This is a genomic window from Thetidibacter halocola (genome assembly GCF_018224955.1).
GTDB lineage: Bacteria > Pseudomonadota > Alphaproteobacteria > Rhodobacterales > Rhodobacteraceae > Thetidibacter > Thetidibacter halocola.
Map to the genome: position 1 here is coordinate 75,789 of NZ_JAGTUU010000003.1, position 13,835 is coordinate 89,623.

The 13,835-nt window shown below is 67.7% G+C and carries 11 protein-coding genes, 1 tRNA gene and 1 riboswitch; of the genes, 7 read left to right on the forward strand and 5 right to left on the reverse strand.

Annotated features, from left to right (window positions below; translation table 11 throughout):
• Nucleotides 1–42 precede the first annotated feature (42 nt).
• The 5 genes from sufC to KB874_RS07465 are packed head-to-tail and all read left to right on the forward strand — an operon-like array spanning nt 43 to nt 4,360.
• A complete protein-coding gene (gene sufC / locus KB874_RS07445; protein ID WP_212535943.1) occupies nt 43–798 on the forward strand; it encodes a Fe-S cluster assembly ATPase SufC in 756 nt (251 codons plus the stop codon).
• Nucleotides 798–2,075 (forward strand): SufB/SufD family protein, encoded by a 1,278-nt coding sequence (locus KB874_RS07450; protein WP_212535944.1) that lies wholly within the window; start codon nt 798–800, stop codon nt 2,073–2,075. The genes sufC and KB874_RS07450 overlap by 1 nt, the downstream gene beginning before the upstream one ends.
• Nucleotides 2,075–2,566, forward strand: a complete 492-nt coding sequence (locus tag KB874_RS07455) for a YIP1 family protein (RefSeq protein WP_212535945.1) — start codon at nt 2,075–2,077, stop codon at nt 2,564–2,566. The genes KB874_RS07450 and KB874_RS07455 overlap by 1 nt, the downstream gene beginning before the upstream one ends.
• A complete protein-coding gene (locus tag KB874_RS07460; RefSeq protein WP_212535946.1) occupies nt 2,563–3,147 on the forward strand; it encodes a YIP1 family protein in 585 nt (194 codons plus the stop codon). The genes KB874_RS07455 and KB874_RS07460 overlap by 4 nt, the downstream gene beginning before the upstream one ends.
• Entirely contained in the window at nt 3,140–4,360 is a 1,221-nt protein-coding gene (locus tag KB874_RS07465) for a cysteine desulfurase (protein ID WP_212535947.1), read from the forward strand. The genes KB874_RS07460 and KB874_RS07465 overlap by 8 nt, the downstream gene beginning before the upstream one ends.
• A gap of 107 nt (nt 4,361–4,467) precedes the next feature.
• Here the strand turns inward: KB874_RS07465 and KB874_RS07470 are convergent, their stop codons facing one another.
• Together KB874_RS07470 and KB874_RS07475 are read right to left on the reverse strand one after the other, a co-directional pair.
• A complete protein-coding gene (locus KB874_RS07470) occupies nt 4,468–5,952 on the reverse strand; it encodes a fused MFS/spermidine synthase (RefSeq protein WP_212535948.1) in 1,485 nt (494 codons plus the stop codon).
• Between the two features lie 191 nt (nt 5,953–6,143).
• Nucleotides 6,144–7,643, reverse strand: coding sequence for a peroxidase family protein (locus tag KB874_RS07475; RefSeq protein WP_212535949.1), 1,500 nt, complete (start codon nt 7,641–7,643; stop codon nt 6,144–6,146).
• Between the two features lie 183 nt (nt 7,644–7,826).
• Between KB874_RS07475 and KB874_RS07480 the strand changes: the two genes are divergently transcribed.
• Together KB874_RS07480 and KB874_RS07485 are read left to right on the forward strand one after the other, a co-directional pair.
• Nucleotides 7,827–7,903 (forward strand) — tRNA-Arg (locus KB874_RS07480).
• A gap of 166 nt (nt 7,904–8,069) precedes the next feature.
• Entirely contained in the window at nt 8,070–10,967 is a 2,898-nt protein-coding gene (locus KB874_RS07485) for a PD40 domain-containing protein (RefSeq protein ID WP_212535950.1), read from the forward strand.
• A gap of 37 nt (nt 10,968–11,004) precedes the next feature.
• Here the strand turns inward: KB874_RS07485 and KB874_RS07490 are convergent, their stop codons facing one another.
• The 3 genes from KB874_RS07490 to KB874_RS07500 form a co-directional block, all read right to left on the reverse strand.
• Nucleotides 11,005–11,913 carry an AEC family transporter gene (locus tag KB874_RS07490; protein WP_212535951.1) on the reverse strand — a complete coding sequence of 303 codons (909 nt, stop codon included), beginning with the start codon at nt 11,911–11,913 and terminating at the stop codon, nt 11,005–11,007.
• 55 nt (nt 11,914–11,968) lie between these two features.
• A complete protein-coding gene (cobF, locus tag KB874_RS07495; RefSeq protein WP_212535952.1) occupies nt 11,969–12,703 on the reverse strand; it encodes a precorrin-6A synthase (deacetylating) in 735 nt (244 codons plus the stop codon).
• A gap of 66 nt (nt 12,704–12,769) precedes the next feature.
• Nucleotides 12,770–13,435, reverse strand: coding sequence for an energy-coupling factor ABC transporter permease (locus KB874_RS07500; RefSeq protein ID WP_212535953.1), 666 nt, complete (start codon nt 13,433–13,435; stop codon nt 12,770–12,772).
• A gap of 36 nt (nt 13,436–13,471) precedes the next feature.
• Nucleotides 13,472–13,656, reverse strand: a riboswitch (cobalamin riboswitch).
• Between the last annotated feature and the right edge of the window lie 179 nt (nt 13,657–13,835).

Sequence of the window (13,835 nt, forward strand, 5' to 3'; positions counted from 1 at the left end):
CATAACGGGCCTCTCGGGCCACTAGGGATGAAAGAGGGAAAAATGCTGGAAATCAAAAACCTGCACGTCAAGCTTGAAGAAGAGGACAAGGCGATCCTGAAAGGCGTCGACCTGACTGTCGAGGCTGGCAAGGTGCATGCGATCATGGGGCCGAACGGCTCGGGCAAGTCGACCCTGTCCTATGTCCTCTCGGGCCGCGACGGCTATGAGGTGACGGACGGATCGGCGACGCTCGAAGGCGAGGACATTCTCGAGATGGAGCCCGAGGAACGCGCCGCCGCCGGCCTCTTCCTGGCCTTCCAGTACCCGGTGGAAATCCCCGGCGTCGGCAATATGACCTTCCTGCGCACCGCCGTGAACGCCCAGCGCAAGGCGCGCGGCGAAGAGGAAATGTCCTCGGCCGAGTTCCTCAAGGTGATCCGCGAAAAGGCCAAGGCGCTGAAGATCGACGCCGAGATGCTCAAGCGGCCGGTCAATGTCGGCTTCTCGGGCGGCGAGAAGAAGCGCAACGAGATCCTCCAGATGGCCATGCTGGAACCCAAGATGTGCATCCTGGACGAGACCGACTCGGGTCTCGACGTGGACGCGATGCGGCTGGTGGCCGATGGCGTGAACGCTCTGCGCGACGCGGGCCGCGCCTTCCTCGTCATCACGCATTACCAGCGCCTTCTGGACCACATCAAGCCGGACGTCGTGCACATCATGGCGAACGGCCGCATCATCAAGACCGGCGGCCCGGAACTGGCCCTCGAAGTCGAGGAGCGCGGCTACGAGCACCTGCTGGCGGAGGCGGTGTGATGGCGCTTCCCCAGGCAAAACAGGATACGACCGAGGCGCGGCTTTCGCGGCTGTCCCTGCCGGAAGGCGGCTGGCCCGAGGCCGCCCGCCGCGACGCGCTGACCCGCCTGCGGGCGATGGGCCTGCCCAATGCGCGCGACGAGTATTGGAAATACACCCGTCCCGATACGCTGACCGCGCCTGAGGCGCCGCAGGCCGCTGTGCTGCATGCCGACGAGACGCCGATTTTCGGGGCGCGCGACACGCTGACGGTGGTGTTCGTCGATGGTGAGTTCGACGCCAAGGCCTCCGACGACCTGGCCATGAGCGGCGTCACCATCGACCGTCTTGCCGGTGCGCCCGACATCCACTGGGCCAAGGACATCTACGGCAAGCTGGAAACCGCGGGCCAGATTCCGGTCGCCCGGCCGCTGGCCACGCTCAACACCGCCTTCGCCACGGACGGCCTGCTGATCCATGTCACCGGCAAGGCGGAAAAACCGATCCACTTCGTCTACCGGCACGGTTCGGAAACCTCGGACGCGATCCTGCACCACGTGGTCAGGGTCGATGCGGGCGCCGAGGTGACGATCCTCGAATCCGGCCCCGCCGCCGCGCGCTTCAACAAGTGCATGGAGGTCGACATCGCCGATGGCGGCGCGCTGCATCATGTCCGCACGCAGGGCCGCGACCACCAGCGCCGCGCGGCGACGCATCTCTTTGCGCGTCTCGGCACCGAAAGCACGTTCAAGACCTTCACCCTCACGGTGAACGGCGTGCTGACCCGGAACGAGGTGATCGTCGATCTGACCGGCGACGACGCGGTGGCGCATGTCGCCGGAGCCTGCCTCGGCGATGGCGATTTCCACCATGACGACACGGTGTTCATCACCCATGACGCGGTGAATTGCGAAAGCCGGCAGGTCTTCAAGAAGGTGCTGCGCAACGGCGCCGTGGGCGTCTTCCAGGGCAAGATCCTGGTCAAACCGGGCGCGCAGAAGACCGACGGCTACCAGATCAGCCAGTCGCTGCTGCTGGACGACGACAGCCAGTTCCTCGCCAAGCCGGAGCTGGAAATCTACGCCGATGACGTGGCCTGTTCGCATGGCTCGACCTCGGGCGGCATCGATGATGACAGCCTGTTCTACCTGCGCGCCCGCGGCATTCCCCGCGGCGAGGCCGAGGACCTGATGACCATCGCCTTCATCGCCGAGGCGGTGCAGGAGGTCGAGGACGTGTCCCTGCAGGAAGAAATCGTCGAGCGTGTCTCGGCCTGGCTTGCGCGTCACCGCCGCTGATGCCGGTCACGACGGATATCGCGGCCAGCTATCGCAGGCCCGGGGCGGTGGTGAAGCACCTTTTGTCGCGCGGCCCCGATGAGCCGCGCGCGCTGGCCTATCTCATGGCCGGCTGCGTCTTGATGTTCGTCGCCAACCTGCCTGCCCAGGCGCGCAAGGCGCACCTGGAAGAGGGCGATCTGAACATGGCGATGGGCGGCGCGCTGCTGGCCATCGTGTTCATCCTGCCGCTGGTGCTGTATGTGCTGGCCTGGCTCACGCAGGCCGTGGCGCGGATGCTGGGCCGCCCCGTCTCGGGCCATGGTGCGCGGCTGGCGCTGTTCTGGGCGCTGCTTGCTGCCTCGCCGTTGATCCTGCTCAACGGGCTGGTGGCGGGTCTGATCGGGCCGGGCCCGGCGCTGACACTGGTCGGCGCGATCTGGTTCGGCGTGTTCCTGTGGTTCTGGCTGTCGGGCCTGCGGGCCGCCGCGGCCATCGGGGGTGAGGCGTGACGCTCCAGGGCTTTCTCAGCCTCGCCGTGCAAAGCGTGACCGCGCCCCGCCAGGTGGCCCGGCTGCTCCTGTCCATCGACCTCTCGCGCGAGGCGCTGCGCACTGCCTTTGCGCTGGTGATCGTACTCAACGCGATTGTCTATGCGCTGTCGCAGATCCTGTCGGGCGGCGCCGTGCCGGTGCTGTTGGCCAGCCCCGTGGTCTTCATGGTGCTCCAGGGCGCGACGCTGGCGGGCACCATTGCCGCCATCGCCGCGATCGGCCGCGGCCTTGGCGGTGCCGGCCGGATCGAGGATATCGCCCTGATGATGATCTGGCTCCAGGCGCTGCGCCTGCTCGCGCAACTGGCGATTCTGCTGGTCCTGCCGCTGTCGCCGGCGCTGGGCTCGGCGCTGGTCGGGCTTGCCACGGTGCTGGGCATCTGGATCGCGGCGCATTTCATCGACGAGGCGCATGGATTCGACAACATGTGGCGCGCGATCCTGACGCTTGTGCTGGGCGTCCTGGCGGTGATCGTGGCGCTGTCCTTCCTCCTGACCCTCGCCGGGGTCGATCCGAACCAGGTGACTGGCTATGTATGACGTGAACGCAATCCGCCGTGACTTCCCGATCCTCTCGCGCGAGGTCAACGGCAAGCCGCTGGTCTATCTCGACAACGGCGCCTCGGCGCAGAAGCCGCAGGTAGTGATCGACGCGATCACCAAGGGCTATGCCGAGGAATACGCCAACGTCCATCGCGGCCTGCATTACCTCAGCAACCTCGCGACCGAGAAGTATGAAGGCGTGCGCGGCATCATCGCCCGTTTCCTTGGTGTGAAGGACGAGGAAGAGATCGTCTATACCACCGGCACTACGATGGGGATCAACCTGGTGGCCTATGGCTGGGCGATGCCCAATCTCGAACCCGGCGACGAGATCGTCCTCAGCGTGATGGAACACCACGCCAACATCGTCCCCTGGCATTTCCTGCGCGAACGCCAGGGCGCGGTCATCAAGTGGGTGGACGTCGATTCGACCGGCTGGCTCGACCCGCAAAAGGTGATCGACGCCATCGGCCCGCGCACGAAACTGGTGGCCGTGACCCATTGCTCGAACGTGCTGGGCAGCATCGTCGACGTCAGGGCGATCTGCGACGGCGCGCGGGCCAAGGGCGTGCCGGTGCTGGTCGACGGCAGCCAGGCCGCGGTGCACATGCCGGTCAACGTTGCCGAGATCGGCTGCGATTTCTACGCAGTCACCGGTCACAAGCTTTACGGCCCCTCCGCCTCCGGCGCGATCTGGATCTCGCGCAAGCGGATGGACGAGATGCGCCCCTTCATGGGCGGCGGCGACATGATCCGCGAGGTGACGCGCGACAGCGTCACCTACAACGACCCGCCAATGAAGTTCGAGGCCGGAACCCCCGGCATCGTCCAGCAGATCGGCCTCGGCGTGGCGCTGGAGTACATGATGGGCCTCGGCATGACGAACATCGCCGCGCATGAGGCCTCCTTGCGCGACTATGCCCGCGCCCGTCTCGACGGGCTGAACTGGGTGCAGGTGCAGGGCACGACACGGGACAAGGCCGCGATCTTTTCCTTCACGCTCGACGGGGCAGGGCACGCGCACGACATCTCGACCATCCTCGACAAGCGCGGCGTCGCCGTCCGCGCCGGCCAGCACTGCGCCGGCCCGCTGATGGACCATCTGGGCCTCAACGCCACCTGCCGCGCCTCCTTCGGCCTCTACAACACCACGGAAGAAGTCGATGTGCTGGTCGACGCGCTGGAACTGGCGCACGAGTTGCTCGGCTGACTTCCCGGCGCGGCGCGCCCCTGGTCCTGTGCGCGGCGTCCCCGCTTCATCTTGCCTGATAAACTCCGGGGGAGTCGCGTAGCGACGGGGGCAGAGCCCCCTCTTGCTCAGTCCCGCGCGCCCACCAGCCGGTCGATCGGCGCATAATCGTCGGTAAGCACCATGCCCCGCGCCGCGATCCGGTCGACGAACTCGGGCGCCAGCGCGGCAAAGCGTTTCCGGTCCGGCGCGGGCACCGCGAAACTGTCGCCCGGCGTCGGCCGGTCGCCCGCCGCGATCACCATGACGATGCGCTCACCGGGTTCCGGACGGCGGGCCTCGGCCCAGATCTCGACCTCGGGAAACACGTCGCGAAGCGTCGCCACCAGGCTGCCCACGGCGGCAAGGCTGTCGGAATAGTCGATCACGTTCATCAGGTAGCTGCCGCCCGGCTCCAGCCGCGCCGCCACCAGATCGAAGAACTCCCGCGTCACCAGGTGCTGCGGCACGGCGGTGTCGGTGAAGGCATCGCCCACGATCACGTCATAACGCGTGTCGCGCCGCGCCAGCGCCACGCGGGCGTCCTCGTGCAGCACCTCGGCGCTGTCGGGATCGAACCAGAAATCCGAGGCCGCCAGCGCCGTCACGGCCGGGTCGATCTCGGCCACCGTCACGCGCGTCAGCCCCCGGTCGGCGAAGGCCCGTGGCAGCGTATAGCTGCCCCCGCCGATGAAGAATGACGAGAAGTCCCGCCCGGGCGCCCGCAGCCGCGCCAGCGCGTCCAGCATCGCCCCATGATCCGTGAACATGACCTGCGGCAGGTCCCGGGCCGAGATCCCGTGCACCAGGTGGTCCAGCACCATCGCCCTGACCGGGCTTTGCGGATCGGCCGAGAAATCCTGCACCGCCAGGCAGAAATACCGGCTCTCGACGGTGCAGGGGCCGGGCGCCAGCAGCGACTGGCCCGCCGCGAGCAGCGCCGCGATCCCGCCCAGCACGCAAGCCGCCGACACGCGCCGCGCCAGCCACAGGCACAGTGCCGCGCCCGCCACGTAGACCGCCGTCACCACCGCCAGCGTCACGATGCTTCCCAGCCACGAGATGAAGACGAATCCCGCCAGCAGCGTTCCCGCGATCGCCCCGACGGCGCCGGACGCGAACATCGCCCCCAGCGCCTGCCCCTGGCGCCCGCTGCCATCCAGTGCCGCCTTGGTCAGCACCGGCGCCGGCACCCCGGCAAAGAAAGACGGCAGGAAGAAGGCCGCCACCGTCAGCCCGGTGATCCCCCAGACCGGCGAAGTACCCCCCGCCAGGACCGGACCCGCCGCCAGCCGCAGCGCCTGACCCGCCAGCGCCGTCGTCACCGCCGCGCCCAGCAGCGCCCAGCCCGTCGCCGCCAACGCCCGCCGCAAGGGCCGTTCGGCCAGCACGCCGCCCCACCAGTGCCCGGCCGAGAACCCCGCCAGAACCACCGCGATCACCGCCGTCCAGGTATACAGCGACATGCCCACGTAGGGCGCCAGCATCCGCCCCGCCACGATCTCGACGACCAGCGAGGCTGCCGACACGGCGGCCTGCACCAGAACCAGAAGCCAGAGCGGTGTGGCGCGCATGATGAACCCTCGCGGAAAATCCCGAGGCCCATCTTGCCCGCCGATGCCCCCGCCGCAAGGCCAGTCGGCTTCTTTGAGCCACAAATAGCCCGGACGAAGCCCCGAAGGACGATGCGGGCAGAGCCCCGACCGCCGCAGGATCCGGCGCAGGCGCATTGCCCGCGCCGGATCGCTCCGCCCGTGGGCGCGGCTCAGCCGTTCTTCAGCAGCGCCGCATGGGCAATACCGTCGCGATGCGCCTCGGCATAGGCCATCATCCCGGCCAGCACACCGCCCGGATGGGCGAACTTCGCCGAAGGCGCAAAGCCCGAGGCATGCCAAACCGTTGTCGGGTCCAGCCGCAGCAGCCGGCCAAAGACCGAGGCAACGATCGCGCCGCCGACGCCGGTCAGCCGACCGCCGCCATGCTGCGCCGCCTCCTGGAGGCTGTAATACCACAGCGGCGTCTTGGTCACGCCGGCGCTCGACAGGATCGGGTCCATCTCCACCGCGGGCAGGGTGCGCTTGAGCTTCTTCTTGAACCACTCGGTCCGGAACCACTCGCCATTGGCCAGCTTGTAGGTATAGCGGTCGCGCAGGATGTTGCGCAGCGGCAGGTTGCGGCTCTGCTCGACGGTCAGCGTGTGGTTGATGTCGCCCAGGTGCACGGGCGTGTTGATGAAGGGCAGGCGGGTCAGCGGCTCTCCCAGGGCAGGGCCGACGGGTCGCGCTCGCGGCGCGGCACCCTGGATGTCGAAAAACATCCGCATCTCGGGCGTCTCGACGCGCGGACCAAAGCCGAGGATCGTGAACATGTCCATCTCTGGGTTGCCCTGCTTCATCGCGTAGCCGGGCTGCGTCGTGGCATGGCCGAACCGGTAGGCGGCGCCCGAGAACTCCACCGGCATGATCGCTGCATCCGCGCCGAACAGATCCTGCACCATCGCCTCGTCCAGGCAGGAGCGGTCGACGAAGGCGGGCAGCAACTCGGTCCAGACGACGTGCTGGTAATGCAGCCGGATGAAGCGGCGCACCTCCTCGAAGATCATGTGCCGGTCGGCGACATGGTCGGTCCAGTCGTTCGCGGCCATCCCCATCCGCGCGCAATCCTTCATCTCGGCGCGGGCTGCCGCGTCGTTCAGCGCCTCGGTCATCAGGATGTTGTGCAACGCCACGAAATTCGCCTGGATCGCGCTGATGATGCCGTTCTCGTCGTTGCGCGGATCGCCGATCAGCGCGGTCCCGTTGGCGGTGCGCGCCAGGTCATGCGGGTTGGCGGCGTTGCCATAGACCAGCATGTTCGCCGCCTCGTCCCGGCCATAGAGATGCGGGCTGGCTTCGGGGCCCGCGCCATAGACACAGTCGAGGTCCAGCGCTGGGGTGCGTACGTTGGGGATCGTCGCCGGCACGATGCGCGAGCCAAGCGCGCTGGTCGCGTCCAGTGTCACGTCGTGGTCGACGAACTGGCCGAAGAAGGTCATGCCGGCCGGGGCCGCCCCGGGCTCGGCCCCGGTCCGGGCCATGGCCAGCGCCAGCCGCTCGAAGATGTCGATCAGCTGCGCATGGGTCGTATGTTCCAGCTGAACCTCGTTGGCGGGCGCAAGCCGGCCGAAGGTGGCGGGCAGGGGGATGCGGCGGGCGGCCTCGGACGGGTCGATATGCGACTTGACCAGTTGGTCGTAGCGCGTGAGGCCGTGATGCAGTCGGGTCATGGTAATCTCCTGTGAAATGCGAACTGAAATCAGGTGCGGACAGCAGGTTCCGCAGCGTCACCCTGCGCCGGGTCCGTGAATGGAGCGTGAATTTTAAGGAGAGTTTCTGGTATGGTTTTCCCGCATTGCGAGAGAGGTTTTCCGATTGCAGCGCCGCCCGCTTTGTCCTAAACGAAATCTCACGGTCGCATAGCTCAGCTGGATAGAGCGCTGCCCTCCGAAGGCAGAGGCCTCAGGTTCGAATCCTGATGCGACCGCCACCGTTCCCTTCCGCATCCACCCTCGCCAAACGTCCTGCCGGGACGCGTCGCGGACCGTTTCGAGGTGTGCGCTCCGCCTTCGTTGCGGCATTTACAGAGGTCGTGGACAGGCAGATACTTCGATTCGGCAGCCGCATGTCGCGACAGGCCTTTCGGGATGACGAGCATGGCGCTCATTCGGTTTTCCACGCTGGTGGATGGCCAGGTTCTGGGCTTCGAAGACACGGCAGACGTCCTGCGCATCGACAATCCGGCGCTGACCGCGGCGTCGCTGCGGCTGTCCCAGACAGCGGCGGGAACGGTTCTGGCGCTGGGCGGCAAGACGGTCACGCTGACCGGGATGGACCTGTCGCGGTTCTCGCTGTCCAACCTTGTCTTTGCGGATGCAAGCGCCGCGATCCTCGGCGACATGACAACCGGCGTCATCGGCGATGCCTTTGGCCTTGACTACGATGTCTCGGCAAGCGCGAGGGGGGTCTACATAGACGGGCTGGGTGGCGCCGACACGGTGCGGGGCAGCGACAAGGCCGATTACATCGTCGGAAACGGCCCGCTGACGGTCCGCGCCGAGCATGTTTCGCAGGTTGGCGGTGTCGGGTCGCCCAACGCATCCTTTCTGCCGACCATCTCGGCGGACGGGATATTCGTCGGCTTTGCCGGCGGATGGGTGGATTTCGGCAGCGCCTCCAACAGCGCCGTGGACGTGTTCGTGAAGACCATGACCACCGGCGCCGTGACCAACGAACAGGTCGCGATCGATGGCACGTTCGGGCGCTCTGGCGCCGGCGTGCCGGTGATCTCGGCGGACGGGCGGTGGCTGGTCTTCCTGAGCAGTTCCGACCTGCGCCTCGACGGTGCGCCGAGCAGCACGATCTTCGTCGCCGACACGGCGTCGAACGCGGTCCTCGTGGCGTCCGCTTCGTCGGGCGGGGTCTATGCGGACGGGCCCAGCGACAACCCCGACATTTCCGCCGACGGGCGGTTCGTCGTGTTCGAAAGCCGGTCTTCGAACCTCGCGCCCGGTGCCGAATTCACCCGCGAGGACATCTTTCTCAAGGACATGGCCACCGGCCAGACGACGCGGATCTCGACCACTGGCGGTGCGGATTCGAACGGGGTCAGCGTCGATCCAGCGGTCTCGGCCGATGGCCGTTTCGTCGTCTTCGCCAGCGACGCGACGGACCTGACCGCGTCGGAAACCGGCTTTGGGCATTTCGACATCTATCTCTGGGACAGGACGACCGGGGGGCTCACGAACATCACCGCCGGCAGGGGCGGCGTATCCAGTTCCTACGAGGCGGACGTTGCCGCCGCGAATGGCGGCCGCGTCGTCTTTACCTCGGACAAGGCGCTGGTGGCCGACGACACGAACAATGCGCGCGATGTCTATGCCTACGACATCGTCACCGGCAGCTTCACCCGGGTGTCGGTGCGCGCCGATGGTGGCCAGGCGCAGGGCTCGTCGCAGGATGCCGCGGTGTCGGATGACGGGCGCTTCGTGGTCTTCCGCAGCTTTGCCAGCGATCTCGTGCCGGTCGACAGCAACGGCTATCCCGATCTCTTCGTCAAGGATCTCGAGACCGGCGCGATCCGGATCGTCTCGCGCGCGCCGGGGGCAGAGGCGAACCAGGCGGTCTCGGGCGCGCCGTCGATCTCGTCGGGCGGCGACTGGATCGTGTTCGCGACCTCGGCCAGCAACCTGTCGACGACCGACGCCAATGGCGGGTTCAGCGATGTCTACCGCATCGCCAACCCGCTGCTCTTCGACACGCTCATGGGCGGCAAGGGCGACGATACCTATGCCCTGCATCGGAACGACATCGTGGTCGAGCGGGTCGGCGAGGGTCGTGACACCGTGATCGCCTCCTTCACCTACACGCTGCCGCGGAACGTCGAGAATCTCGTCCTCGCCGGAGGCGCCAATATCAACGGCACCGGCAACGCGCTGGGCAACGTCCTGACCGGGAATGGCGGGTCCAACCGGCTGGATGGCATGGCCGGCATGGACACCGCGTCCTACGCCTCGGCAGGGCGGGCGGTGACTGTCAGCCTCGCCATCGCCGGCGAGCAGGCGACGGGCGTGGGCCGCGACACGCTGGTCTCGATCGAGAACCTGATCGGGTCGCGGTTCAACGACCGCCTCACGGGCGACGATGGCGCGAACGCGTTGCGCGGCGGGGCGGGCGGAGACACGCTCGAAGGCGGAGCGGGCAACGACACCTACTATGTCGACAGCGACACGGACATCATCATCGAGGCGAACGGAAATGGCGTGGACAAGGTCGTCGCGTCGGTGAACTGGACACTGTCGCCGACCCTCGAGAAACTCACGCTGACCGGGACCGCGACCATCGGGCAGGGCAACTCCGCCGCCAACATCCTCACCGGAAATGCCCTGGACAACACCCTGCGCGGATTCGCCGGCAATGACCGGCTGTTCGGCGGCGCAGGCAACGACCGGCTCGAAGGCGGATTGGGCAACGATCGCCTCGACGGAGGTTTGGGCAACGACACGTTGTCCGGGGGCGAAGGCGACGACACCTATGTCGTCGAAAGCTCTGCCGACATCATCGTCGAGACACCGACAGGGCATGACACCGTGATCTCGTCGGTCGACTGGACACTTGGATCCCTGCTCGAGTCGCTGATCCTGACCGGCGCGGCGGGACGGGGTCAGGGCAATAGCGGCGACAACGCGATCACCGGCAACGCCTTGGCCAACACGCTGAACGGGTTCGCCGGCAATGACACCATCTCTGGCGGCGCCGGCAACGACACCCTCAATGGCGGAGTGGGAGACGACAGTCTGTCCGGCGGCGGCGGGTTCGACACGTTCGTTTTCGTGGGCGCGGCGGGGATGGACACGATTGCCGATTTCGACGTTCTCTCTGCAGCCGAAAGGATCGACCTTTCCGGTGTCGCAGAGATCGTCTCCTTTGCGGACCTGGTCAGCGATCACCTTGTCCAGGTCGGGGCGGATGCGGTGATTTCGGCGCCGGGCCTGTCGATCACGTTGCTGGGGATCCAGACCGCCGATCTCGGCGCGGACGATTTCATCTTCTGACGCCGGGTCCGGCCTTTGCGAAAGTCGTGCCGCGCGGTCAGCGCAACCCGAGCGCCGCCAGCATGGCGGGGATCGTCGCCACCGCCGCCAGCGTCTGCGCCGTGACCAGCCCCGCCATCAGCGTGCCGTCGCCGCCCAGTTGCCGCGTCAGCACATAGGCGGTGGGGGCGGTAGGAATGGCGGCAAAGATCACCAGCACCAGCGCCTCTGTCCCGGCAAGGCCGAACCCGGCGCCCACCAGGGCCGCCAGCGCCGGCATCGCCAGCAGCCGCATCGCGCCGATCCCCGCCAGCGCCGGCAGGTCCTGCCGCGCCGCGTCGGGCCGCAGCGCCGCGCCGACGCAAAGCAGGCCCAGCGGCAGGCTCGCCTGCGCCAGCAGCCCCAGCAGCCGATCCGCGCCAAAAGGCAGGCCGATCCCCGTCAGCGCCAGCCCCAGCCCGACGATGCACGCGAGGATCAGCGGATTGCGCAGGATGGCGCGGACCAATGCGCGGCCCCGCCCGGCGCTGCCCGCCTCGGTCAGGGCGATGATGGACATCACGTTGACCAGCGGCACCGCCACCGCCAGCAGCACCGCCGCCAGGCCCAGTCCCTCGGGGCCGGCGAGGCTGCCGGTGATGGCGAGGCCGAGATAGGTGTTGAACCGGATGACCCCCTGCACGGTCGGTCCGAATCGCGCCGCCGGGGAAGGCACGACAAAGCGCCAGAGCGCCAGAGCCGCCGCGGCCAGCAGAATCGTCGCCACCGCAGCGCCGCCAAGTTTCAGGATCGCCGGGTCGCGCACCGGGGCCGAGACCAGCGAGGCCACCAGCAATGCCGGGAACAGGATGAAGTAGTTGATCCGCTCGGCCGCCGGCCAGAAGCCCGGATCGGGAAAGCCCGCCCTTGCCAGCGCGTAGCCCAGGCAGATCAGCGCAAACAGCGGCCAGATGGTGAAAAGCAGCACATCGCACCTTGTTCTTGAGGGCCTTGGCCCCCCGTCGCATCCCGCGCGTCGCCCGTCAACCGCGCCGCAGCAGGTAGGTGTCCATGATCCAGCCATGCCGGGCGCGGGCCTCGGCCCGCGTGGCCTCGATCCGCGGTCCGGCCTCGGCCAGCGGGCCATGGTCAAGGATCTGGTCGGGACTGCCCAGGTAGGCGCCCCACCAGATCGTGACGCCATCTGGTGCCAGCGCGCGGAAAGAGCATTCCCCGTCCAGCATCACCACCAGCGTCTCGGCCCCCTCGGGCCAGCCATGATCGCGCAGACGCCGCCCGGTGGTGACCGTCACCGGCCCGTTCACGGTGTTCAGTGGGATCGCATGTGCCGCCGTCAGCGCCTGGATCGACGTGATCCCCGGCACGACCCGGATGCGCGGCGCGGGCAACAGCCGCCCGGCGATCCGCAGCGTGCTGTCGTAGAGCGAGGGATCGCCCCAGACGAGCAGCGCGACCGGCCCTTCGGGCGCGCCGTCCATCGCCGCCTGCCAGCGCCGGGCGATCTCGTCATGCCAGGCGTCCACGCGGGTGGCATAGGGCAGGGACTCGTCCCGCACCGGGTAGTCGAAGGGGATCACCGTCGCCTTCGTTCCGCTGGCGTCGAGGATGGCGCGGCGCAGGTCGGCCAGCGCCTCCTTATCCTCGCCCTTCAGCGGCAGCAGCACGACCGCCGCGTCGTGCAGCGCCGCCATGCCTTCCAGCGTGACGTGGGCGGGGCTGCCCGTGCCGATGCCGATCAGCCAGAGATCGCGGGTCATCGTCCCTCCCGGACATGACAAGGCCCGGGCGCCGCGCGGGCGCCCGGGCCTCGGGAAAGGGTTCGATCAGGCGGCGTAGAGGCGGTCGGAAACCAGACCGGCCCGCGCGCGGCGTGCCTTGGCGGCTGCCAGCACGGCGAGGTCGGCCACCGGCTCGACCAGCAGGACCACCGCATAGGCACCGGCGAAGGTCATCACCTGCGCCATCGTTTCTGCGCCGACGCCCTGGCCGTAGAACACCCAGAAGGCAACCCAGGAGACGACACCGCCCTGGTAGAGCGCCGACAGCTTGGCCACGTCGGCATAGCCGAGGTCGACATAGGCGCGGCCCTGCGTGATCCGCGCACCCAGCGCCGACATCGCAAACAGCGGCACCAGCAGCGTGGTCACGTTGACCGCGAACATCGGCAGGTCGGTCGGCGCGAACAGCATCCCCTGCAGCAGCAGGCCCAGCGCGAGGCCGATCGCGGCAGGCGCCGCCCCGAGGATCAGGAACAGCGTGGTGCCCAGGATGAAATGCACCTCGGAGACGCCGGCCACGAAGTGCGGCAACAGCTCGAAGCAGACGAAGGTGCCCACCGTTGCGATCGCAGCGCGCGCGGCCAGCGAGGCGGGGTTCGAGCGCTTCAGCTCGGTCAGCGCCAGTTTCGCCGTCCAGGCCGCGGCACCAGTGGCGGTTGCGACCGCGAAGCCCATCTTGGCGGCATCGACGACGCCCGGTTCGATATGCATGTCTGTCCCTTTCTGTCCTTGCCGCCCCTCCGGCGGCGCGATTGCGTTGATACGGCAGGTCTCCTGACTCGCGGGTCGCGGCGCCTTGGTCCTTCCCAGCCCGAGCGGGCCAGTGGATCGTCCGCGGCGCTCTCCGCTTACAGTTGCGGGGGCAGTCCGGGCCTTTCACCCGGTTCCCTTTTCAGTCACCCTGGGGCGACACCGTATGTGTAAACTATCTCATGCGGTGCTGCGCGCGCACAAGAACAAAAGCGACGCATCAGGGGCCGGATTTGCCATTTTATGTCGCGGGGTTGGGCGATGGTTTCCCGGGCGTTGCCCGACCGCCCGTTGGTGTAATTTCTACTTATAAATCATTGAATTAATTGTAAGAAACTCTGACCCAATGTTTCGCGTGCGA